The sequence below is a fragment of the Streptomyces sp. NBC_00075 genome, from assembly GCF_045041225.1.
In the GTDB taxonomy this organism is placed as follows: Bacteria; Actinomycetota; Actinomycetes; order Streptomycetales; family Streptomycetaceae; genus Streptomyces; species Streptomyces adonidis.
The window spans coordinates 6,205,013-6,226,981 of sequence record NZ_CP108243.1 but is presented as its reverse complement, the minus strand read 5'-3'; the positions used below and the strand labels follow the sequence as shown (position 1 = coordinate 6,226,981).

The following is a 21,969-nucleotide window of genomic DNA, read 5'->3' as shown; positions in this document are numbered from 1 at the left end:
GTTCCTCCTCGCCTGTACGGCTGCACGGCTCTCAGTACGACTTGGGCAGGCCCAGGGTCTGATGTGAGACGTAGTTGAGAATCATCTCCCGGCTCACTGGAGCAATACGAGCCACGCGGGCGACAGTTATCAACGAGGCGAGCCCGAATTCCCGGGTGAGGCCGTTGCCGCCGAGGGTGTGCACGGCCTGGTCCACCGCTTTGACGCAGGCCTCTCCCGCCGCGTACTTGGCCATGTTGGCCGCCTCGCCCGCGCCGACGTCGTCACCGGCGTCGTAGAGGGCTGCCGCCTTCTGCATCATCAGGCGGGCCAGTTCGAGTTCGATGTGCGCCTGGGCGAGGGGGTGTGCGACGGCCTGGTGGGCGCCGATCGGTTCCTTCCAGACGGTGCGTTCGGTCGCGTAGCGGACGGCCGCGGCGAGCGCGTACCGGCCGATGCCGATGGCGAACGCGGCGGTCATGATGCGTTCCGGGTTGAGCCCGGCGAAGAGCTGGAGGAGGCCGGCGTCCTCGTCCCCGACGAGCGCGTCGGCGGGCAGCCGGACGTCGTCGAGGGTCAACTCGAACTGTTTCTCCGGGGATTCGAGGTCCATGTCGATCTGGCGCCGGGTGAAGCCTTCGGCGTCGCGCGGGACGATGAAGAGGCAGGGCTTGAGTCGGCCCGTACGGGAGTCTTCGGTGCGGCCGACTATGAGGACGGCGTCCGCGATGTCGACGCCGGAGATGAAGACCTTGCGGCCGGTCAGGAGCCAGTCGCCGGTGTCCGGGTCGCGGCGGGCGGTGGTGGTGATGCGGTGGCTGTTGGAGCCGGCGTCGGGTTCGGTGATGCCGAAGGCCATCGTGCGGGTGCCGTCGGCGATTCCGGGGAGCCAGGTCTGTTTCTGGGGGTCTGTGCCGAAGCGGGCGATTACTGTGCCGCAGATGGCCGGGGAGACGATGAGCATGAGGAGGGGGCAGCCTGCGGCGCCCAACTCCTCCAGGACTATGGAGAGTTCGGTTATGCCGCCGCCCCCGCCGCCGTATGCCTCCGGCAGGTTGGCGCCCAGGTAGCCGAGTTTTGCGGCCTCGGACCAGAGTTCGTCCGTGTGGCGGCCGTCGGCTACGGCTTTGGTGACGTATTCGCGGCCGTAGCGGGTGCCCAGGGCTGCTACTGCGGTGCGGAGGGCCTTGTGTTCTTCGGATTCGATCGCGGTCATGAAGGGTCCTAAGGGGGAGGGGAGTTCTGTTGTGTGGGGGGTGCGGGTGCGTTGTGGCTGGTCGCGCAGTTCCCCGCGCCCCTGGCGGGCGCGGCTTCGCCGACGCCCGCTAGGAGACCACCGCCAGCAGCGTGCCTACCTCTACCTGTTGCCCTTCGACTGCGTGAAGTGCTGTGAGCGTGCCCGTTGTTGGGGCTGTGATCTTGTGTTCCATCTTCATTGCCTCCAGCCAGAGGAGGGGTTCTCCGGCCTTTACCGGCGTTCCTGCGGTCAGGCCTTCCGCCACTCTCACCACCGTTCCTGGCATCGGGGCCAGTAGGGAGCCGGGGGCGTGTTGGAGGGTCGGGTCCGGGAAGCGGGGTAGGGGGGTGAGGGTTGTGGTGTTGACGTTGATCTGGTCCGCGTACCTTGTGACCTCGAACTTCCTTCTCACGCCTGCTACTTCGAGGACCACGAGGCTCGCGTCCGCGTGTATGACCTGTACGCCGTCTGTCCTCAGGCCCTCTCGGGTGTGGTGGTAGGTCACCTCGAACTCCTCGCCCGTTTCCGTCGCGTACCGCTTCCGCTGCGGTTGGGCGGGGACGTTGCGCCAGCCGCCGAAGCGGGAGCGGCCGTGGGCGTCGGAGAGGGCTGCCGCCAAGGGGGCGTGGGGGTCGGGGGTCGGTTCGGTCAGGTGGGTCAAGTGGCGGTCGTAGAAGGCCGTGTTCATGGTGGCCGTCGTGAACTCCGGGTGGCGGAGGGAGCGGACGAGGAGGTCCCGGTTGGTGATCGGGCCGTGGATCATCGTCCGTTCCAGGGCACCCGCCAGTTTGCGGATGGCCTCCGTGCGCGTGGGGGCGTGTACGACGGCCTTGGCGAGCATCGGGTCGTAGTGGACGGGGATCGTGTCGCCGTCGGCGTAGCCGGTGTCCAGGCGGATGTTCTCCGTCTCCGGTACGGCCAGACGGTGCAGGGTGCCGGTCTGCGGGGTCCAGTTCTGGGCCGGGTTCTCGGCGTACAGGCGGGCCTCTATCGCGTGGCCGCGCGCGTGGGGAGGGTCGGCGGCGAGGGGGACGCCTTCCGCGACGCTTATCTGGAGAGCCACCAGGTCGATGCCGAACACCGCCTCCGTGACCGGGTGTTCGACCTGGAGGCGGGTGTTCATCTCCAGGAAGTGGGCCTTGCCGGTCCCTTCCTCCACCAGGAACTCGACCGTGCCCGCGCCCGTGTAGTCGACGGCTCTGGCCGCTCGTACGGCCAACTTGTGGAGTTCTTGCGTGAGTTCCTCCGGGATGCCCGGGGCCGGGGACTCCTCGATGACCTTCTGGTGGCGGCGTTGGAGGGAGCAGTCGCGGGTGCCGAGCGCCCACACCGTGCCGTGGGTGTCCGCCAGGATCTGGACCTCTATGTGTCGGCCGCCCTCCACGTACGGCTCCACGAAGACCTCGCCGTCACCGAAGGCGCTCTGGGCCTCGGCTCGGGCCGCCGCCAACTCCCCTGGGAGGTCGGCCAGTTCGCGTACCACGCGCATGCCCCGGCCACCGCCTCCCGCCGCCGCCTTCACCAGCACCGGCAGGTCGGACTCCGTGACGTCCGTCAGCGGCTTCAGCCCCATCAGCTGTTTCGCGCGCGTCTTGGACGCCATCGCCTCGATCGCGGCCGGCGGTGGGCCGATCCAGACGAGCCCCGCGTCGAGTACGGCCTGTGCGAAGCCGGCGTTCTCGGACAGGAAGCCGTATCCGGGGTGCACGGCGTCCGCGCCCGCCGCCAGCGCCGCCTTCACGATCAGGTCGCCGCGCAGATACGTGTCCGCGGGGGCCGCCCCCGGCAGCCGAACCGCCGCGTCGGCCACGCGCGCGTGAAGGGCGTTCTCGTCGGCGTCCGAGTGCACGGCGACCGTGCGGATGCCCAGTTCACGGCAGGTGCGGAAGACACGGCAGGCGATCTCGCCCCGGTTGGCGACCAGTACAGAGGTGATCACTTTTCGTTCCTCACATTCGGAAGACGCCGAAGCCGCCGCGGGCGCCCTCGTAGGGGGCGGTGTGGATCGCGGAGAGGCACAGGCCGAGGACGGTGCGGGTGTCGCGCGGGTCTATGACGCCGTCGTCGTACAGCCGCCCGGAGAGGAACATGGGCAGGGACTCGGACTCGATCTGCTGCTCCACCATCGCGCGGAGTGCGGCGTCCGCGTCCTCGTCGTACGGCTGGCCCTTCGCCGTCGCGGACTGCCGGGCCACGATCGAGAGCACGCCCGCCAGTTGCTGCGGGCCCATCACCGCCGACTTGGCGCTGGGCCAGGCGAAGAGGAAGCGGGGGTCGTAGGCGCGCCCGCACATGCCGTAGTGGCCGGCGCCGTACGAGGCACCCATGAGGACCGACAGGTGGGGGACTCGGCTGTTGCTGACCGCGTTGATCATCATCGCGCCGTGCTTGATGATGCCGCCCTGCTCGTACTCCTTGCCGACCATGTAGCCGGTGGTGTTGTGGAGGAAGAGGAGCGGGATGTCGCGCTGGTTGGCCAACTGGATGAACTGGGCCGCCTTTTGGGACTCCTCGCTGAAGAGGACGCCTTGCGAGTTGGCCAGGATGCCGACCGGGTAGCCGTGCAGCGCCGCCCAGCCGGTGACGAGGCTGGTCCCGTACAGGGGCTTGAACTCGTCGAAGTCGGAGGCGTCGACGATACGGGCGATGACCTCGCGGGGGTCGAAGGGGGTCCGGAGGTCGCCGGGGACGATGCCGAGCAGCTCGTCCGGGTCGTACTTGGGGGGCTGGACGTCGGCGGGGCTCGGATCGGCGTACGCCTTGCGGTGGTTGAGGCGGGCCACGACGCGGCGGGCCTGGCGCAGGGCGTCGTGCTCGTCGAGGGCGAAGTAGTCCGCGAGGCCCGACACGCGCGCGTGCATCTCGGCGCCGCCGAGCGACTCGTCGTCGCTCTCCTCGCCGGTGGCCATCTTGACGAGGGGCGGCCCGCCGAGGAACACCTTGGCGCGTTCCTTGACCATGATCACGTGATCGGACATGCCGGGGATGTATGCGCCTCCGGCGGTGGAGTTGCCGAACACGACCGCGACGGTGGGGATTCCGGCGGCGGAGAGCCTGGTGAGGTCGCGGAAGACGGCCCCGCCGGGGATGAAGATCTCCTTCTGGGACGGGAGGTCCGCGCCGCCGGACTCGACGAGGCTGATGCAGGGCAGCCGGTTGGCGAGCGCGATGTCGTTGGCGCGCAGGGCCTTCTTCAGGCTCCAGGGGTTGCTGGCGCCGCCGCGCACGGTCGGGTCGTTGGCCGTGATCAGGCATTCCACGCCCTCGACGACCCCGATACCGGTGACGAGCGAGGCGCCGACGGCGTACTCGCTCCCCCAGGCCGCGAGCGGCGACAGCTCCAGGAAGGGGGTGTCGGGGTCGAGGAGCAGCTCGATGCGTTCGCGGGCGAGCAACTTGCCGCGCTTGCGGTGCCGTTCGACGTACTTGGGCCCGCCCCCTGCCACCGCCTTCGCGTGCTCGGCGTCCAGGTCGGCGAGCTTGGCGAGCATGAACTCGCGGTGCGAGGTGTAGTCGGAAGTGGCCGGGTCGAGCGCCGAGTTCAGGACCGTCACAGGAGGGCCTCCGGTATGTCTACGTGCCGGGAGCGCAGCCATTCGCCGAGCGCCTTGGCCTGCGGATCGAAGCGGTGCTGCGCGGCGACGCCCTCGCCGAGGATGCCCTCGACGGTGAAGTTGAGGGCGCGGAGGTGCGGGAGGGTGTGTCGTACGACGGCCAAGTCGGCTGTCTCCGGAAGCAGTTCGCGGAAGAGGGTGGTGGTGAGGGTGTGGGCCAGCCAGCGCCAGGCTTCGTCCGTGCGTGCCCAGACGCCGACGTTGGCGTTGCCGCCCTTGTCGCCGCTGCGGGCGCCGGCCAGGAGGCCGAGGGGGGCGCGGCGGGTCGGGCCGGGGGGCAGGGGGGTGGGCAGGGGCGGTTCCGGCAGTTCGCGTTCGCGCAGTACGAGGGTGTCCTGCGGCGGGGGTACGGGGATCCGGCGGCCGTCGGCCAGGACGGCCACGTGGTCGACCTCGTCCTGGGGGACACGATCGGCCTCGAAGACGCCGTACGGGGAGCCCTTGCCGGGTGGGGCCAGGACATGGAAGCCGGGGTAGCTGGCGAGGGCGAGTTCTACGGCCGCGCCGCTCAACGTCCGTCCGACGGCGGTCTGTTCGGGGTCGCGTACGACGAGCCGGAGCAGGGCGCTGGCGGTCTCCTCGGTGGGGGCGTCGGGGTGGTCGGTGCGGGCGAGGGTCCAACTGACCTCGGCGGGGCGGGACTTGGCCGAGTCCAGGGCGGATTCCAGCTGGTCGCGCACCAGCGCGGCCTTGTCCTCGATGTCGAGGCCGGTCAGGACGAACGTGACCTCGTTGCGGAAACCGCCGAGCCGGTTGAGGCCCAACTTGAGGGTGGGCGGGGGAGCTTCGCCGCGTACGCCGTGGATACGCACCCGGTCGGGGCCCTCCTGGACGAGCCGGACGGTGTCGAGGCGGGCGGTGACGTCGGGGCCGGCGTACCGGGCTCCCTGTGTCTCGTACAGGAGTTGGGCGGTCACCGTGCCGACGTCGACGAGGCCACCGGTGCCGGGGTGCTTGGTGATGACGGCGGTGCCGTCCTCGTGGATCTCGGCGAGGGGGAAGCCGGGGTGTCGGAGGTCTCCGGGAGCCTCGGTGAAGAAGGCGTAGTTGCCGCCGGTGGCCTGGGTCCCGCACTCCAGCACATGCCCGGCGACGACGGCGCCCGCGAGGCGGTCGTACTCCCCCGGCCGCCAGCCGAAGTGGGCGGCGGCGGGCCCGGTGACCAGCGCCGCGTCCGTCACGCGCCCGGTGACGACGATGTCGGCGCCCTGCCGCAGGCACTCGGCGATACCGAAGCCGCCGAGGTAGGCGTGCGCGGCGAGGCTGCCGGGGTGGGCGGCGGTGAGATCGTCGCCCTCGACGTGGGCGACGCGGACGGGGATGCCGAGCCGGTCGGCCAACTCCCTTACGCGACCGGCGAGTCCGGCCGGATTCAGTCCACCGGCGTTGCTGACGATCTTCACCCCGCGCTCGTGCGCGAGCCCGAGACACTCCTCCAGCTGCCGCAGGAACGTGCGGGCGTATCCGGCCGACGGGTCCTTGAGTCGGTCGCGGCCGAGGATGAGCATGGTCAGCTCGGCGAGGTAGTCGCCGGTGAGGACGTCGAGTTCGCCGCCGGTGAGCATCTCGCGCATGGCGTCGAAACGGTCGCCGTAGAAGCCGGAGGCGTTGCCTATCCGGAGGGGGGCCGTCACCCGGGGCTGGGCTGTCACGACGTACTCCCCTTCGGTGCGCGTCCGTTGCCCGGCGGGCCCGCGAAGGCCTGGGCGATGTCGAGCCACTGGTCGGCGTCGGCCCCTTCGGTGTGGAGGTCGAGGTCGGCGCGGTGGGCGCGCTGGGTGACGAGGAGGCAGAAGTCGAGGGCGGGACCGGTGACTTGGCCGGCCGCCTGCTTCGCGTCCTCCGGACCGTACGCCCACAACTCCCCTGCGGGTCCGACGAGTTTCACGCGGAACTCGTCGAACGGCGGGTTCAGACCATGCACGCCGAACGCGAAGTCGCGGGTGCGGACACCGAGTCGGACGATGTGCCGGAGGCGGGCGGTGGGGGCGATCCGGGCCACGCCCAGTGCGTCGGCCACGTCCAGGCCGTGGGCCCAGGTCTCCATCAGGCGGGCGGTCGCCATGGAGGCGGTGGACATCGGCGGCCCGTACCAGGGGAATCGCGCCCCGTCGGGTGCCGCGCGCAGGGCGTCCACGAGGGCCTCGCGCCCGGCCCGCCAGTCCGCGAGCAGCTGCGCGGGCGGCTTCCGGGCCCCCTCCTCGGCGCCGTTGTCCACGAAGTCCCCGGGCGAGACAAGCGCCTTCTCCACCTCCTGATTGAAGGCGGCCCGGTCGGTCAGGGCCAGCACGGAGGAGTGGTCGGTCCAGGCGAGGTGCGCGATCTGGTGGGCGACGGTCCAGCCGGGGGCAGGACTGTCGAGGGCCCACTGCTCGCTGCCCAACTTGGCGACCAGCCGGTCGAGTTGGGCGCCCTCCTCGCACAGATCGTCGATCACGGCCGACGGGTCGGACACGGGCGCTTCCTTTCGGGCACGACGGCGTGCCGGGCGTTGCGGCGTGGTGCGGTCCGTGCCCGCAGCATGGCAGCGCCACCGGAAACAAGCAAGCGTGCTTGCATGAGAGTGGGGTCCTGCCGCGCAGGCACAGCGATCGGGTACTGCCACGTGGGGCACAGTGATCGCATGACCGCACCTGATCCTGAGTTCCTGCCCGGACTCGAGTTGTCTCGGATCTTCTATACGGAGGCCGTACGGCCGATTCTCGATCGGGAACACCCGGGGCTCGCGTACGCGGCCGCCCGGGTCACCGGGAAATTGAGGTGCGGCGCCGCTGACCCCCGCAGTACGGTCCGCCGGTGACTTCCTCAGACGCCGGAACCACCTCAGGCCGAGCCGAAGACGACCACGAGGACGGCTACTTCGGCGCATCAGTAGCCGCGAAGTACGACGACCCCGCCGACAACATGTTCACCCCCGCCACCGTCGAGTCGACGGCCGATTTCCTGGCCGGGCTGGCCGGTGAAGGGCGGGCCCTCGAACTCGGGATCGGGACGGGACGTATCGCTGTGCCCTTGGCGCGGCGCGGGGTCGAGGTGCACGGGATCGACATGTCCCGGGCGATGGTGGCGCGGATGCGGGCCAAGCCGGGCGGGGACGCGATCGGGGTGACGTACGGGGACTTCTCGGCGACGCGGGCCGGGACAGCCGACGGGGAGTTCTCCGTCGCGTACCTCGTCTACAACACGATCATGAATCTGACCTCGCAGGAGGCGCAGGTCGCGTGCTTCCGCAATGTCGCGGCGCAGTTGGCGCCCGGCGGGACCTTCGTCATCGAGGTCAACGTGCCCAAGCTGCGGAAACTGCCGCCCGGGCAGAACGTCGTACCGTTCCACACGAGCCCGACGCGCTGGGCCTTCGACGTGTACGACGTCGCCACCCAGAACACCAGCTCGAACTACGTGGAGGTGGTGGACGGTCGGGGGTCCTACCGGTCCATTCCGTTCCGGTACGTCTGGCCGTCCGAGCTGGATCTGATGGCCCAGCTTGCCGGGATGCGGCTGCGTGAGCGGTGGGAGGGGTGGGCTCGGGAGCCGTTCACGCACGAGAGCACGAAGCACGTCTCGGTGTGGGAGAAGCCGGCCGCCATCGGCTGAGGTCCCGGGCCGGCGTTCAGTCGCCCGAGTGGCCGAAGATGCCCAGGTGGGTCGGCTCGTCGCCGGTGTACAGGACGACGTACAGGCCCGTCCACCGCATACGGCACTCGTCGATCAGGGTCTCCCCGGAGCGCGCACGGCCGCCCATCGCCTCGTACGCCTCCGCGAGCCGCGCCTGGAACTGCTCGGGGGCGGGCGGTCCGTGCCGAAGTGGTGGGCCGTGCGGTCGGGGGCGAGGGGGCGCAGCGTGCCGATGTCCTCGCCCCTGTGCCGGGACGGGGGGTTGGTCGTGCGCACGACGCGCCCGATGTCGAGGATCGAGTGGGCGCCCTCCTCCATGAACTCCTCGTCCGCGTAGAGGTCTTCGAGCGTCTCGTACGTGTCGTCGTCGCCGTACTCCGCCTGGAACACCTGCGCGTGCAGGTTCTCCAGCGCCCGTTCGACACTGCCGTCGAACGAAGTGACGTAGTCCCAGCCGCTCGCACCCATCGCGCGCCCCTCTCCTCCGTGCCCTCCTTGTGAGGACGGCGTCAACCTAGAGGACGGCACTGACAACCGGCTCATGCCTCCAGGGCGAGGGCCGAGTTCATGGACGAGCAGGCCAGCCGCAGGAGTTCGGGGAGTTCGCCCGGGGTGCAGTCGGGGAGCCATTCGTCCAGGGTGCAGCGCCAGGTGGCCACGAAGAACTCGATGAGGAGCCGTAGTTCGAGGGGGTTCTGGCCGTCGAAACGGCGGGCGATCTCGGACTGGACCTCGGCGCAGTGCCGCAGCGCGTAGCCGTCGAGTGCCGGTGAGTCGGCGACCAGCCGGAGTGTGAGCGGGAAGCGGCGGTACCAGTCCTCGTCCATGCGCTCCAGGGTGGTCAGCATGGCGCGGCGCAGGATGTCGACCAGCGGCCCCGACTTCTCCGTACCGCCGTCGTCCAGAACCTCCAGGTAGACGGCCCAGAGCTGCTTGGCAGCCGTGAACGCCACGTCCTCCTTGGAGCGGAAGTTGCGGAAGAAGGTCCGCCGGGACACCTCCACCTGATCGAGCAGCGCGTCCAGCGGAGTGCTGTCGAATCCACGTTCGGCGAAGAGCGTCACGGCCGTGTCGGCCAGCGCCTGGCGCGTGCGCAGCTTCTTGCGTTCCCGCAGGGTGACGGGCTCTTCGGGGGCGCCAGGAGCGGTCGAGGTGGTCATCACCAGCCACCTTACCAAGTGCGCCGAGATCGCGCGTATGCTCCAATAGAGCAAACGCCACACTGTGGCACTTCAGACACCTCACGCTTCCTCGAAGGGTTTTCCCGTGCGCGCACTCGCCGTCGACCACACCTCCCCCGGGCATCTGTCGCTGACGGACGTCCCCGACCCGCGGCCCGCCGCCCATGAGGCGCTCGTGCGCGTCGAGGCGGTCTCCCTGAACTACGGCGAGGTCTTCCACGGGGCGGCCGATCCGGCGACGCCGGACGGCACCGTGCTCGGCTGGGACGCGGCCGGAGTGGTCGTCCAGGCAGCCGCCGACGGCTCGGGCCCGGCCGAGGGCGAGCGGGTCGTCACCCTCGGCGAGGCCGGCTGGGCCGAGCTGCGGGCCACCCCCGCCACCCTGCTCGGCACCGCCCCGAGGGACACCGACCCCGGCGCGCTGAGCACCATTCCCGTGGCCGGGCTGAGCGCCCTGCACGTGCTGCGCCGGATGGGCTCGCTGCTCGGTCAGCGTGTGCTGGTCACCGGTGCTTCCGGCGGAGTCGGCCGGTACGCCGTCCAACTGGCCGCCCGCGCGGGCGCACACGTCGTCGCCGTCAGCCGCGATCCCGCCCAGGCGGACGGGCTACGGGCCCTGGGCGCCCACGAGGTCCACCCCGAGCCGGCCGCCGTGAAGCAGCCCGTGTCGGCCGTGCTCGACAATGTCGGCGGACAGCAACTCGTGGACGCCTTCGCCTTGTTGGCGGCCGACGGCACCCTCTTCAGCGTGGGCCGCTCCGCCGGGACCGACTCGGTGCTGCCGGCCGACGCCCTGGTGGGGACGGAGGGACGGCACGACCGGTCGATCCGCACGTTCTTCCTCTTCAGCGACCCGGCCACCGACTACTCCGCGGATCTGACCTGGCTGGCCGGCGAGATCGCCGCGGGCCGTCTCGATCCGGGTATCAGCTGGCGCGGCCCCTGGACCCGTCATTCGGAGGCGGTAGGGGCCCTGCTCGACGGCCGTCTCCGCGGCAAGGCCGTCCTCGATCTCCAGCAACCCTGACCGTCCCCGTCATCATCACCATCAACGTCCCGACGGCGGCACTGTGCGAAACCACTGTCCCGTGACACGTCAATCACAGGAGCGGCTCCTAGGTTCCCGTTCCCATGACAGACAACCGCAGGCACAAGAAGCACAGGGCCCGTCGCGTACTGGCCGCCGGCACCCTCGGGGCCTTAGCCATCGGGTCCACCGCCGTCGCCATGGCCTCCGCGACCGGGACGTTCACCGCGGCCACCACCGCATGCTCGGGGTCCCTCTCCTTCACCCAGTTCGACACCTCCGCCACCGTCGGCAACAACCCCCGGCATGTGGTGACCGGGGACCTCGACGGTGACGGCAACGCGGACGTCGTCGCCGCCAACAACGACGGCAACTCGCTGTCCGTGCTGCTGGGCAACGGCGACGGGACCTTCGGCGCGGCCACCGAGTACGCCGTCGGCGCCCACCCGTACCAGTCCGTGATCGCCGACTTCGACGACGACGGCAACCCGGACATCGCCACCGCCGACTTCAACGGCGGCACCGTCAGCGTGCTGTCGGGGACGGGCGGGGGCGCCTTCGGGGCGTCCACGCAGTACACCGTCGGCGCGGGCGCCCGTTCCCTCGTCGCCGGTGATCTCGACGACGACGGCAAGCTGGATCTGGCGGTGGCCGAGGAGTCGGGCGGCGGGGTCAGTCTGCTGTTCGGCGACGGGGCCGGGGCGTTCACCGTCGACGTCGAGGCGGTGACCGTCACCCGGCCGCACGGGCTCGTCCTCACCGACTTCGACAGCGACGGCGACCTGGACATCGCCACCGCCAGCGTCGCCACCGCCGGTGGGGTCAGCGTGGCCCTCGGCAACGGCGACGGGACCTTCGGCGCCGTCACGGAGTACGCCAGCGTCAACCGGCTCTACTCCATCACCCAGGGCGACTTCGACGGGGACGGGACGACTGACCTGGCCACCATCAGCAACGGCTCCAACACCCTGGAGGTGTACGCCGGGAACGGCGACGGCACCTTCCAGGACTCCGTCGACTACACGACGCCCGCCCTCCCCGTCGCGGTCAACTCCGCCGACCTGGACGGCGACGACGTGACGGACCTCCTCGTCTCCTCCCTCAACGGGAACTCGGTCACCGTCTTCCAGGGCACCTCGGGCGGCGCCCTCGACGAACTGACCGAACTCGCCGCCACCGGCGCGTACGAGGCGGCGGCCGCCGATCTGACGTCCGACGGAACGCAGGACCTCGTCGTGGCGAGCAGCAGCAGCGACGAGGTGGACGTCTTCACCGGCTCCTGCGACTGACCTCAGTTCGCAGGCATTCACCCGCTATTCGCACGTGTTCGTACGTATTCATGGGTGGGCGAGCGGTGCCCGGCTTGGGGGCTGGGCGCCGCTCGTTCACTATCTCAGGGATCAGGGATCAGGGATCAGGGGTCTCAGGGGTCTCAGGGGTCTCAGGGGTCTCAGGGGTCTCAGGGGTCAGGGCACCAACGTCAGCGTGATCGCCCCGCTGTAGTCACCACCCGGTTCTACGGCCGTCAGCACGCCGTCGACCGTCATCGCGACCGTGCCGCCGTCCGGGCCCGCTGTCACCGTCGAGTCCGCCGAGAGGGTCAGCCCGCTCAGGTACGACGTACCCGTCACCGTCCACTCCGAGCCCGCGTCCAGGGTCACGAGCACGCCGTTGTTGACGACCGGGCCGGGGGTGTTGGTGACGTGGCCCAGTTCGGCGTACTCGGCCGAGGTGATCGTGGTGACGGCGTGCCGGGAGACGGAGGCCGACAACACGCCCTGGACATGGGCCCCTTGGAAGGTCAGCACCATGTTCCGGCCCGTACGCATGGCGTTGTAGAAGTCGCCCGTCAGCTCGATGTCCGTGAAGGTAGCCGTCGTGTCGGTGTCGTGGACGGCGGTCGTGTCGAAGGTGCCGTCCTTCACCGGGTCGGTGGTCGGCTCCGTGTACACCCCGGCGTTCGAGCCCGGGTTGTCGGTCTCCATCACCTGGAGGACGACCCCGTTGCCCGGGTTCAGTGCGGCGCCCTGGGAGCCGTCCACGGTGATCGTGGCCCGAACCGCCTTGTCCAGGAAGGTGGTCGAGGCCGAGGTGAGGACCGTGCCGCCGTCGATGTGCAGGGTGCCCGCGCCGTGCCACATCACCCCGAAGCCCCGGGAGTCGATGACCGTGCTCCGTACCGGGATGGCCGCCAACTCCTCCTCCATCAGCCCGAGTTCGAGGTCGGTGTTGAGCTGGGCGACGCCCTCGCTCGTGCTGTCGCCGTAGTACACCGTCCCGTTGGAGGCGCCGATGATCGTGGCGTACGTACCAGCATCCAGCGTGCAGCCGAGGATGCGTTCCGTGACGTTGCCGTCGGCGAAGGTGGCGTAGCCCTCGGCGCCGAGGTTGGCGATGGCGCAGTTGATCGCGGTGGCCTGGGCGTTGCTGACCGAGTCGACCGAGAAGGCGCCCCAAGTCTCCGAGGAGATGGACGAGTTGATGTACGTGGCCTTCGTACCGGTGCCGATGAGGTTGGTCGCACGGACGTTGCCCGAGATGCCGAGCCGCCATGGCACGACCAGCATGTTCGCGCCGCCCGCGAAGACGTAGTCGGCGGGCACGACCCCGTTCAGGCACTGGATCGACGAGTTCTTGACGACGACGTTCGCGCCCTTGTCCGCGACCAACCCGGTGCGCTGCACACCCACGTTGGACACCGTGACCCCGTCCACGACCAGCGTCGTGCCCGAGCCGGTGCCGACGATCGCCGCCCCGTCGCCGACGAAGTCGCAGCGCCCGTTGGCGGTGAACCCGATCACCGTGTCCTTGATCTCGTACGCGCCCCCGCCGGCCACGTACACCCCGTTGAACGCCTCCCCGGTGGAGGTGATGCCCACCCCTCGCGCCGCCGCGTCGGTCACCGTGCCGCCCACCAGGGCCGACAGCGCGGACTTCGCGGCCACGGCGCCCGTGCCGTCGACGTACAGCGCCTGGCGCAAGGGGAAGGTGACCCCGGCGAAGGTCGCGGGGTTCTCCTCCGCGACGGTGAGGACGATGGTCCCGGTGTACGAGCCCGGCGCGATCGTCGTGGTCGTCGCCAGCGTCGCCGTCAGCACCGATCCGCATTCCACGCCGTCGATCGTCATCGTGAGGGTGCAGCCGGTGGGCGCGGCGAGGGTGCCGCCCTCGGCGATGGTGAGGGCGGTGAGGGTCGTGGTCGCGGTGAGGACGTACGTCTCCCCGGCGGCGACCGTCAACTCGGCCCCGTCCGCCGCGCGGGCGGTACTCGGAAGCGCCAGTAAGGTCCCGGCGGTCACCGCTGTCACCAAGGCCCGTACGCGGTCCCTCATGGACGGGTCGTAGGTACTGCTGCTGCCTGATTCCATGGGGCCGCAGTCTGCCCTCGACCCCACACACTGTCGACAGTTGAGCGCGAATTCAAAGGTTCACCTCTTGACCCGGGCCTAGTGTCGACACTAGGAAGAAGGTCGGCAGGTTGGTCAACCCCCAGCAAGGAGGTCCAAGTGACCGGCAGACTCTCCGGCAAGGTCGCTCTCGTCACCGGTGCGGGCGCCGGGATCGGCCAGGGGTGCGCGCTGCTCTTCGCCGCGCAGGGCGCGACCGTCGTCGGCTGCGACATCGACCCGGCGGCGGCCGAGCGGACCCAGAAGCTGGCCGCCGAGCGGGGGTTGGGCGTCGAGGTGCTCGCGCCGCTCGACATGACCGTCCCCGACGACGCCCGGCGGTTCGCGGACGAGGCGTACGAGCGGCACGGGCGGGTCGATGCGCTGGTGACCGCCGGTGCGATCGCCCCGCGTATGGCGTCCGCCGCCGAGATGGACTTCGACGCGCAGTGGACGCCGACGATGCGCGGCGAGGTCGACGTCGTCTTTCTGCCGGTGCGGGCCGTGTGGCCGCATCTGGTGGCGTCCGGCGGTGGGTCGATCGTCAACTTCGCCTCGGTGAACGCCTTTCGGGGCAGCGGCACCTTCGGGATGGTCGCCCACTGCGCGGGCAAGTCGGCCGTGCTCGGGATGACCCGTCAGCTCGCCGTGGAGGGCGGCCCGGCGGGCATCCGGGCCAACACCATCTCCCCCGGCATGGTCCGCACCCCGGCCACCGAGTCGGCGGGCGCCCACGAGGGAGCCGCCCGCGAGGCCCTCCTCGCCCGTATCCCCCTGGGCCGGGTCGGCACCCCCGAGGACATCGCCTGGTGCGCGGTCTATCTGACGTCCGACGAGTCGGCCTGGGTGACCGGGGGCAACTTCCCGGTGGACGGCGGGGTATTGGCGAAGTGAGACGGGCGCGGGATCTCAATCGCCGTTCAGGAAACCGCCGTTCACCACACCCTCGTACGCATGCCCGCCGCTCAGGAAGCCGCCGCCCGGCGCCGACGCGTCGGCTTCCGCCCTCGCCCTGCGGCATCCTGCTCCAACTGCTCCTCCACCGCCCGCAGCGCACGGACGGTCGCGCCGGCGATCAGCGCCGACGCCAGCTCCCCGTCGCGCTCCTCGCAGGCCTGGAGCAGGCGTTCCTGGTCGTCGACGCTGTAGGCGAGCCGCCCGGCACGGGTCAGGCTGAGGTGGCGCAGCATCAAGGTGCGCAGGGCCAGGGAGTCGAGGATCTGCTTCAGGGTGCTGTTGCCGACGATCTCGGTCATCCGCTCCTGGAGCTGCACATGGCTCCAGAAGTACGCGTCCACGTCACCGTCGTCGGCCAGTTTCCGCATCCGCCCGACCCGGAGCCGCAGTTCGGCCAGCTCCTCGTCGGTGGCACGCTCGACGAGCAACCCGGCCAGCATCGAAAGGAGTTGGCGGCGCACCTGGTAGATGTCGCGGATGTCCTGGAGGGAGGGCGCGGCGACCCGGGGCCGACGGCGCGCCTTCATCTCGACCAGACCCTCCTGTTCGAGCACCATCAGCGCCTCGCGCACCGGCGTACGGCTGGTGTCGAACCGGCGTGACAGATCAACGCTGTTGAGGTCCTGACCCGGTTCGAGCCGGCCCTCGATGATGCCCGACCCCACCCACTCGGCGATCTGCGCGACCAACGGCTCACGTCTGTCCCGCAGGCGCAGCAGGCGCGCGAGCACCACGACGTGCGTGTCCTCATCCTCTTCGACAGCCATCCGACAATTCTCCCTGACTCAGAGCGACACACAGCGAACGCACGGTGTCGACACTATCCCACTCTCCAGCCGACATATATCCCACTTACCGGGCTTCTGTCGACAGACGCTCGGTCGCCCCTCGTCACCCCCCCCATCACCTCAGGAGGAACGATGCAGAGAGATCCCAGCCGACGTGCCGTCGTCGGCGGTGCCGCGCTCGCAGGCCTCACCGCCATGAGTACGGGCACCGCACGCGCGGCGACACCCGCATCCGGCCCGGCCGCGCCCTGGACCCCCGTACCCGTCCCCGAGCAGGTCGCCGTCACCGAGTACCAGGTGCCCGTCGCCGGGGGCGGCAGCCTGTGGGCCTGGGACACCGGCGGGGACGGTCAGCCCGTGGTCCTCCTCCATCCCGGGTCCGGCAGCGGCGAGAGCTGGCCCTACCAGCAACCGGTGTTCGCCGCCGCGGGCTTCCGGGTCATCGGCTACTCGCGGCGCGGCGCGTACGGCTCCGTGGCCGGCACCCGCGCCGAGTCCGACACCGCCTCCGGGGATCTGAACACCCTCGCCGACCATCTCGGCCTGGACCGCTTCCATCTCTCCGGTTCGGCGGCGGGCGGCTATGTCGCCGTCGACTACGCGCTGTCGTACGGGGACCGGCTGTACGGACTCACCGTGTCCAGCAGCAAGATGGGCGTCACGGACGCGGAGTACGCGGAGCTGGAGCAGTTGCTCCAGCCCGACCCGTTCGGCGACATGCCCGCCGACTTCAAGGAGTTGGGCCCTTCGTACCGGGGCGGCGACCGGGACGGGGTGGCCGCCTGGCTGGAGATCAACGCCCGCGCCAGGACCGCCGACGCCTTCCCCCAGTCGCTGGCGCACACGACCACCTGGGCCCTGCTGGAGACCCTCACCATGCCGGTCCAGCTGCTCGTCGGCGACGGCGACCTCTACAGCCCGCCATCGCTGATGCGGCTCAACGCCCAGCACATCCAGGACGTCGAGTTCCATGTGATCCGCGAGTCGGGCCACAACCCGCACTGGGAGCAGTCCGTGCAGTGGAACCGCCTGATGGTCAACTTCCTCCGCCGGTCCGGGCGTTCTCGGTAGGCACCTGCACGTCCAGGGCCACCAGGAAGCGGGACACCATGTTGTACGCGGCCACCGTGGCGGTCAGTTCGACGAGTTCCGCGTCGGTGAAGTGGTCCCGCAGGGCGTCGAACAACTCGTCCGGGACATGCACATCGCGGGTCATCGCGTCGGTGTACGCGATGACCCGCGACCGGCGTACGTCGCCCAGCTCGGGCTTCTCCTCGCGCAGAGCCGCCAACTCGGCGTCCCCCAGGCCCGCTTCACGCGCCGGGCCCTCGTGCGCGGTCCATTCGTACGGGGCCCGGTTGAGGACGGCGATCCGCAGGACGACCAGCTCCCGGATGTCGGCGGGCAGCGCCATCCGCTGCCGTATCGCGCCCAGGAGACTGTTCCAGCCGTCGGCCAACTGGGGGCTGTGCAACAGCATTTGGTCCAGGGGGCGCAGGGCGCCGCCACGGCGGGCGCGGATACGGTCGGCGATCTCGCCGACCCCTTCGGTGCCGGGGAGTCGTGCCACGGGATGAATCTCCAAGAGGCAAGGGGGTGTCAGAGGAGGCGGGGTGTCAGAGGGGGCGGGGCAGCGTCGCCAGCAGCCGCATCGCGTCCAGCCGGTCGACACTCCCCCGCTCTACGGGAGTCACCTCACCGCCGAAGACCATCGCCTCCGTACCGGTGAACCGGGGCCAACTGGGCAGGCCTTCGGCGCCGTTGGGGTCGCCCGTCTCGATGAAGCGCACCCAGGTGTCCGCCATGGTTCGCGCCAGCGTGCGGTCGGTCTCGGTCCAGGGCCAGGGTCTGGCGTCCAAGTTGTCAAGCACGTAGGGCAGTTCGGCGGTGTGGTGGACGCCGTATCCCGGGAGGCCGTCGCGGGGCGGTGCCAGGTCGAGGTCGGGTGGCAGCGGGGGCGTACGGGTGAAGCGGTACATCCAGGTCGGGGCGACGGTGCTGTGGGCACGCGCCCAGTGCCAGACGGGGTAGGTGAAGCGGCTCTCGCCGGTGAACTGGCGTGCCGTACAGCGGACTTGGTCGCCGTCTCGGAGTGGGTACAGCTCGTCCGTGCCCGGCTCGACGGGCAGGCTGCGTACGGCGTCCAGGGTCGCGTACACCGACCCTTCGTCGGAGTTGGTGCCCACGAGCAGCGGTACGGCGTGCTGATGTCCGGCGGCGAAGATGTCGTCGCTCGGGGCGGTCAGTGCTCGTCCGTCGACGACCGGGCCGAAGTGGCCCTTCAGGACCAGCTCGACGCCGTCGGTGCGACGGAGCGCGGCGATGTCCCGGTCCCCGAACCCTCCGGACTCTCCGAACTCCCCTGCCCAGCGCAGCCCTTGCCGTTGCGCGGCGTCCTGGTCCGGGAGCGGGCCCTCCGCCCTGCCGATGCCCGAGGCGCTCTGGCCGATCGCGGCCCGGAAGAGGGGGCGGGCCGTGGTGGAGGCCATGAGGTGGCAGATGTGGGCGGCTCCGGCGGAGTTGCCGGCGAGGGTGACGCGGTCGGGGTCGCCGCCGAAGGCCGCGATGTTCTCCCGTACCCAGGTCAGGGCCGCGACGATGTCCAGGAGGCCGTAGTTGCCGGACGCGCCGAGGTCGTCCTCGGCGGCCAGGCCGGGGTGGGCGAGGAAACCGAGGGCGCCCAGTCGGTGGTTGAGGGTGACGACGACCACGCCCCGGCGGGCCAGGGAGCGGCCGTCGTGGATCTCCTGGCCGCCGTGGCCGTAGCGGTTGCCCCCGCCGTGGATCCACACCATGACCGGCAGGCCGCCACTGGCCGGTTCCGGGGTCCAGACGTTGAGGTAGAGGCAGTCCTCGCTCATCACCAGGGCCCGCCGGTCGGCGAAGTTGGTGTGGAACATGATCGAGTCGCGGGGCGGCTGCGGTTGCAGGGGCGCGGGGCCGAAGTCGTACGCGGGACGGTCGCCGTCCCACGCGGCGGGCGGCTGGGGTGGCCGCCAGCGCAGGTCGCCGACGGGCGGCGCCGCGAAGGGGGTGCCGCGGAAGACGGCCACCCCGCCTTCCCAGCGCCCCTTCAGTCGGCCGGTGCGGGTACGGACCTGGATTGCCGGGTCGGTCATCTGGCCGGTCACCCGGCCGTCCTCTGCTTGTGCAGTCGGCCGTCCTTCATGATGACCGCGAGCCGGTCGCGGTCCTGGAGGATGCGGATGTCGGCCAGCGGGTCGCCGTCGACAAGCACGAGGTCGGCGAGGAACCCCGCCCGGACCAGTCCGAGTCGGTCGCCGAGGCCCATCACCTCACCGCCGTGTCCGGTCGCCGCGCGCAGTGCCTCGGCCGGGGTGAAACCGAACCAGTCGACGAAGAGTTCGAGGTCGCGGAGGTTGCGGCCCACCGGGTTCCAGGCGAAGCCGTAGTCGCCGCCGGGGACGACGCGGATGCCTCGCCGGACCAACTCGGGCACGACCCGGCGTACGGCCTCGGCGGTCGCCTCCACCTCCATGCCGGGCTCGGGTTCGCCGCCGGCCTCGTGAAGGTTGGCGTGGATGATGCCGGGGGTCGGGGCGACGAAGATCCGGTCGCGGGCGGCTTCGAGGAGGTCGAGGGCCTCCTCGTCGGCGAAGGTGCAGTGGTAGACGGCGCGGATGCCGTGCCGTACGGCCATCTTGATCGACTCGGCGGCGTGCGCGTGGGCGGTGAGCCAGACGCCGTGCTTCTCCGCCGTACGGGAGGCGGCGGCGACCTCCTCGTCCGTGAACTGCACGATCCGCGAGGTGCCCTGGACGACGGCGCTCTCCCCGGAGAGGGACAACTTGATGATGTCGACGCCGAGTTCGGCCATGTCGGTCACGAAGCGGGAGACCGAGTCGGGGTCGGAGGCGCGGCCGTCGATGCCCGGGAAGTCGTACACGCCCGGTTCGACCATGCCGGCGCTGCCCTCCCAGGAGGCGGCCTTCAGGCGCGGGCCGGGCATCCACCCCTCGGCGAACGCCTTGCGGGCCGCGATCTCCGTACCGGGCAGCCGGTTGCCGCCGGAGTACGCGCTGGTGATCCCGTGGTCGAGCAGGACCCGGCCGGCGTGGGCCACCAACAGGGCCTTCTCCTCCGGCGGTTCGTCGCGGCGCCGGGACAGGTGCTCGACGGTGGAGCCGAAGCCGAGGTGGGCGTGGGCGTCGACGAGACCGGGGAGGAGGGTGCCTCCGCCGCCGTCGATCACCCTGGCGTCCGCCCGCTGGTCGCGGGGCACTTCGGCGGCGACGGCGGTGATGCGGTCGCCCTCGACGAGCACCTGGCCCGGGAACGGGTCGCGTCCGGTGCCGTCGAAGATCTGGACGTCGGTGAAGAGCGTACGGGTCATGGGGCCGTCCTCCGGAAGCGGTGCCGCATCTCCCCCACCGACCCTATGCGGCTGACCAGTTCGTCGTCCGGCGCGAGAAACCGCTGCGGTGTGCGGCGGTTGCCGACGCCCGCCGGGGTGCCCGTGAAGATGAGGTCGCCGGGGAGGAGGGTGCAGAACTCGCTGAGGTACGAGACGAGTTGGGGAATCGGGAAGATCATGTTGCCGGTGCGGTCATGCTGCACCACCTCACCGTTCAGCTCGCAGGTCAGCTCCAGGTCGTCCCGGTGCCCGGCGGCGTCGATCTCGTCGAGGCTGACGAGGGCGGGACCGACCGGACCGAATCCGGGATGCGACTTGGCGAGCGAGAACTGGGCTGGACGGCCCGCAAGTTGGGCGATCCGCTCGGACAGGTCCTGGCCGACGGTGAGCGCGACGACCGGGTCCCAGCCCTTCTCCACGGGCACCTTGTGCGCCTCGCTGCCGATGACCGCGACCAGTTCCAGCTCCCAGTCGACGTTGCCCGGCGGCAGGTCGACGGTGGTGTTCGGGCCGGTGAGACAGGTCGGGAACTTGGTGAAGACGAGGGGGGCCGAGGGTTCCTCGTAGCCCGCTTCCGCTGTGTGGGGGCGGTAGTTGAGGGCGACGGCGAAGATCTGGCGGGGGGCGGGGAGGCCGGGTGCCTGGAGGTCGGCCGGGTCGTAGGGGCGGGCCCCTGTGGCGGACCTCGACCACTCACGAACGTCGCCCCAATGGGCGAAGAGGTCGGTCGCGAGTTCGGCCGGGACCGGGATGGCGCCCTCGCCCGTCAACAGGACGGTACGACCGGCGAGTTGTGCGATGCGCATCGGCTCAGGCTTCCCACTGTCCGGCCGGCGGCTCCTCGGTGCCGTACGCGTCCTTCCAGGACATCACCGGGTTGCGCAGCACGCCCAGGCCCTCGATCTCGGCCTCGACGACGTCACCGGGCTTGAGGTAGTTCGCGAAGGGGTCCGGGGTGCTCGCGGCGACGCCCGCGATCGTGCCCGTGGTGATGATGTCGCCCGCGCTGTAGATCTGCGGGGAGTGGTAGGCGACCAGCTGCGGGATCGAGACGGACATCCGGGAGGTGTTGGACTTCTGGCGTACGTCGCCGTTGACCCGGAGTTCCATGTCGAGGTCGTGCGGGTCGTCGATCTCGTCCGCCGTGACGATGTACGGGCCGATCGGGCAGAACGTGTCGATCGCCTTGGAGAAGGAGAAGACCCCGGACTCCATCTCCCGGCGCTGGATGTCGCGCGCGGTGATGTCGTTGAACACCAGGTAGCCCGCGATGTGTTCGACGGCCTCCTCGGCGGAGAAGAACTTGCCGGGTTTGCCTATGACGATGGCGAGTTCGAGTTCGTAGTCGAGTTCCCGGGTGAGGTTCGCCGGGTACACGATCGGCTCGTCCGGACCGATGACCGCGTCGACGTTCTGGAAGAAGACGATGCCCTTGTTGACCGGGTGGGACCAGTCGACCCGGACCAGGTCCTCATGGTGCTCACGGAAGTTGCCGGCCGTGTGGAAGAACTTCTTCGGCACGATCGGGGCGCGCAGCTGTACGTCCGCGAGCGCGAACGTCTGCCCGGTTTCCCGGACCTGGCCCTCGTGCGCGAAGAACGCACGCGTCGAGGGCACCTCCAGCTCCACGACGGTCTCCCCGTCGAGCCGCCCCACCAGTCCCTCGTCGAACGTCACCAGCTTCATCGGATCTCCGACCTCGCTCAACCACCCACATGGGCCTTAACTGTCGACAGACAGCCTGCCAATGGTGTGGTTGAGCGTCAATAGACGCGTCAAGTGTGGACACAAAACCATGTCGTGGCTTACC

At 70.3% G+C, this 21,969-nt stretch carries 20 protein-coding genes; 5 read left to right on the top strand and 15 right to left on the bottom strand.

Going from position 1 to position 21,969, the window contains the following annotated elements; genetic code table 11:
- Positions 1-31 precede the first annotated feature (31 nt).
- From OG787_RS27195 to OG787_RS27175, 5 genes are all read right to left on the bottom strand, one after another.
- Positions 32-1,195, bottom strand: a complete 1,164-nt coding sequence (locus OG787_RS27195; RefSeq protein ID WP_369033051.1) for an acyl-CoA dehydrogenase family protein — start codon at positions 1,193-1,195, stop codon at positions 32-34.
- A 109-nt stretch (positions 1,196-1,304) separates the two neighbouring features.
- Positions 1,305-3,155: a biotin carboxylase N-terminal domain-containing protein gene (locus tag OG787_RS27190; RefSeq protein WP_405536693.1), complete on the bottom strand. Its 1,851-nt coding sequence runs from the start codon at positions 3,153-3,155 to the stop codon at positions 1,305-1,307.
- A 10-nt stretch (positions 3,156-3,165) separates the two neighbouring features.
- Entirely contained in the window at positions 3,166-4,770 is a 1,605-nt protein-coding gene (locus tag OG787_RS27185) for an acyl-CoA carboxylase subunit beta (protein ID WP_405536692.1), read from the bottom strand.
- Positions 4,767-6,464: an acyclic terpene utilization AtuA family protein gene (locus tag OG787_RS27180; protein ID WP_405540594.1), complete on the bottom strand. Its 1,698-nt coding sequence runs from the start codon at positions 6,462-6,464 to the stop codon at positions 4,767-4,769. The genes OG787_RS27185 and OG787_RS27180 overlap by 4 nt, the downstream gene beginning before the upstream one ends.
- Before the next feature lie 14 nt (positions 6,465-6,478).
- Positions 6,479-7,285: a TIGR03084 family metal-binding protein gene (locus OG787_RS27175; protein ID WP_405536691.1), complete on the bottom strand. Its 807-nt coding sequence runs from the start codon at positions 7,283-7,285 to the stop codon at positions 6,479-6,481.
- A gap of 341 nt (positions 7,286-7,626) precedes the next feature.
- On the opposite strand from OG787_RS27175, the gene OG787_RS27170 reads away from it, so the two are divergent.
- The gene (locus tag OG787_RS27170) at positions 7,627-8,424 is read left to right on the top strand and encodes a class I SAM-dependent methyltransferase (RefSeq protein ID WP_405536690.1); all 798 of its coding nucleotides are present in this window, start codon (positions 7,627-7,629) and stop codon (positions 8,422-8,424) included.
- A 16-nt stretch (positions 8,425-8,440) separates the two neighbouring features.
- On the opposite strand, the gene OG787_RS27165 is transcribed toward OG787_RS27170, so the two are convergent.
- The 3 genes from OG787_RS27165 to OG787_RS27155 all read right to left on the bottom strand — a co-directional run bounded on the left by OG787_RS27165 (position 8,441) and on the right by OG787_RS27155 (position 9,605).
- The gene (locus tag OG787_RS27165; protein WP_405536689.1) at positions 8,441-8,572 is read right to left on the bottom strand and encodes a hypothetical protein; all 132 of its coding nucleotides are present in this window, start codon (positions 8,570-8,572) and stop codon (positions 8,441-8,443) included.
- Positions 8,539-8,913, bottom strand: a complete 375-nt coding sequence (locus OG787_RS27160; protein ID WP_405536688.1) for a hypothetical protein — start codon at positions 8,911-8,913, stop codon at positions 8,539-8,541. The genes OG787_RS27165 and OG787_RS27160 overlap by 34 nt, the downstream gene beginning before the upstream one ends.
- A gap of 71 nt (positions 8,914-8,984) precedes the next feature.
- Complete coding sequence (locus OG787_RS27155; RefSeq protein ID WP_405536687.1) at positions 8,985-9,605, bottom strand: TetR/AcrR family transcriptional regulator; 621 nt, start codon at positions 9,603-9,605, stop codon at positions 8,985-8,987.
- 106 nt (positions 9,606-9,711) lie between these two features.
- Here OG787_RS27155 and OG787_RS27150 point away from each other — a divergent pair, with 106 nt between their 5' ends.
- Complete coding sequence (locus OG787_RS27150) at positions 9,712-10,653, top strand: zinc-binding dehydrogenase (RefSeq protein WP_405536686.1); 942 nt, start codon at positions 9,712-9,714, stop codon at positions 10,651-10,653.
- Positions 10,654-10,757: 104 nt separating this feature from the next.
- Positions 10,758-11,942 (top strand): FG-GAP repeat domain-containing protein, encoded by a 1,185-nt coding sequence (locus OG787_RS27145; protein WP_369033059.1) that lies wholly within the window; start codon positions 10,758-10,760, stop codon positions 11,940-11,942.
- Between the two features lie 177 nt (positions 11,943-12,119).
- Here OG787_RS27145 and OG787_RS27140 read toward each other — a convergent pair whose 3' ends face one another.
- Positions 12,120-14,021 carry a hypothetical protein gene (locus OG787_RS27140; protein ID WP_405536684.1) on the bottom strand — a complete coding sequence of 634 codons (1,902 nt, stop codon included), beginning with the start codon at positions 14,019-14,021 and terminating at the stop codon, positions 12,120-12,122.
- Positions 14,022-14,159: 138 nt separating this feature from the next.
- Between OG787_RS27140 and OG787_RS27135 the strand changes: the two genes are divergently transcribed.
- Entirely contained in the window at positions 14,160-14,933 is a 774-nt protein-coding gene (locus OG787_RS27135; RefSeq protein ID WP_369033061.1) for an SDR family NAD(P)-dependent oxidoreductase, read from the top strand.
- Positions 14,934-15,004: 71 nt separating this feature from the next.
- Here the strand turns inward: OG787_RS27135 and OG787_RS27130 are convergent, their stop codons facing one another.
- Entirely contained in the window at positions 15,005-15,763 is a 759-nt protein-coding gene (locus OG787_RS27130; protein WP_369033062.1) for a GntR family transcriptional regulator, read from the bottom strand.
- Between the two features lie 153 nt (positions 15,764-15,916).
- On the opposite strand from OG787_RS27130, the gene OG787_RS27125 reads away from it, so the two are divergent.
- Positions 15,917-16,855 (top strand): alpha/beta fold hydrolase, encoded by a 939-nt coding sequence (locus OG787_RS27125; protein WP_405536683.1) that lies wholly within the window; start codon positions 15,917-15,919, stop codon positions 16,853-16,855.
- Here OG787_RS27125 and OG787_RS27120 read toward each other — a convergent pair.
- Genes OG787_RS27120 through OG787_RS27100 form a run of 5 tightly spaced genes read right to left on the bottom strand, consistent with a single transcriptional unit; the run spans position 16,821 to position 21,845 of the window.
- Positions 16,821-17,354, bottom strand: a complete 534-nt coding sequence (locus tag OG787_RS27120; RefSeq protein WP_405536682.1) for a carboxymuconolactone decarboxylase family protein — start codon at positions 17,352-17,354, stop codon at positions 16,821-16,823. The genes OG787_RS27125 and OG787_RS27120 overlap by 35 nt on opposite strands.
- 46 nt (positions 17,355-17,400) lie before the next feature.
- Positions 17,401-18,903, bottom strand: a complete 1,503-nt coding sequence (locus OG787_RS27115; protein WP_405536681.1) for a carboxylesterase/lipase family protein — start codon at positions 18,901-18,903, stop codon at positions 17,401-17,403.
- Between the two features lie 8 nt (positions 18,904-18,911).
- Positions 18,912-20,138, bottom strand: coding sequence for an amidohydrolase family protein (locus OG787_RS27110; RefSeq protein ID WP_369033066.1), 1,227 nt, complete (start codon positions 20,136-20,138; stop codon positions 18,912-18,914).
- A complete protein-coding gene (locus OG787_RS27105) occupies positions 20,135-20,965 on the bottom strand; it encodes a fumarylacetoacetate hydrolase family protein (protein WP_405536680.1) in 831 nt (276 codons plus the stop codon). The genes OG787_RS27110 and OG787_RS27105 overlap by 4 nt, the downstream gene beginning before the upstream one ends.
- 4 nt (positions 20,966-20,969) lie before the next feature.
- Complete coding sequence (locus OG787_RS27100; RefSeq protein WP_405536679.1) at positions 20,970-21,845, bottom strand: fumarylacetoacetate hydrolase family protein; 876 nt, start codon at positions 21,843-21,845, stop codon at positions 20,970-20,972.
- Positions 21,846-21,969 lie beyond the last annotated feature (124 nt).

Bases quoted from the DNA above. Each gene is read 5' to 3' on its own strand.
- OG787_RS27195 (WP_369033051.1), bottom strand. From the start codon at position 1,195: ATGACCGCGATCGAATCCGAAGAACACAAGGCCCTCCGCACCGCAGTA.
- OG787_RS27165 (WP_405536689.1), bottom strand. From the start codon at position 8,572: ATGGGCGGCCGTGCGCGCTCCGGGGAGACCCTGATCGACGAGTGCCGT.
- OG787_RS27160 (WP_405536688.1), bottom strand. From the start codon at position 8,913: ATGGGTGCGAGCGGCTGGGACTACGTCACTTCGTTCGACGGCAGTGTC.
- OG787_RS27155 (WP_405536687.1), bottom strand. From the start codon at position 9,605: ATGACCACCTCGACCGCTCCTGGCGCCCCCGAAGAGCCCGTCACCCTG.
- OG787_RS27145 (WP_369033059.1), top strand. From the start codon at position 10,758: ATGACAGACAACCGCAGGCACAAGAAGCACAGGGCCCGTCGCGTACTG.
- OG787_RS27140 (WP_405536684.1), bottom strand. From the start codon at position 14,021: ATGGAATCAGGCAGCAGCAGTACCTACGACCCGTCCATGAGGGACCGC.
- OG787_RS27130 (WP_369033062.1), bottom strand. From the start codon at position 15,763: ATGGCTGTCGAAGAGGATGAGGACACGCACGTCGTGGTGCTCGCGCGC.
- OG787_RS27125 (WP_405536683.1), top strand. From the start codon at position 15,917: ATGCAGAGAGATCCCAGCCGACGTGCCGTCGTCGGCGGTGCCGCGCTC.
- OG787_RS27115 (WP_405536681.1), bottom strand. From the start codon at position 18,903: ATGACCGACCCGGCAATCCAGGTCCGTACCCGCACCGGCCGACTGAAG.
- OG787_RS27110 (WP_369033066.1), bottom strand. From the start codon at position 20,138: ATGACCCGTACGCTCTTCACCGACGTCCAGATCTTCGACGGCACCGGA.
- OG787_RS27105 (WP_405536680.1), bottom strand. From the start codon at position 20,965: ATGCGCATCGCACAACTCGCCGGTCGTACCGTCCTGTTGACGGGCGAG.
- OG787_RS27100 (WP_405536679.1), bottom strand. From the start codon at position 21,845: ATGAAGCTGGTGACGTTCGACGAGGGACTGGTGGGGCGGCTCGACGGG.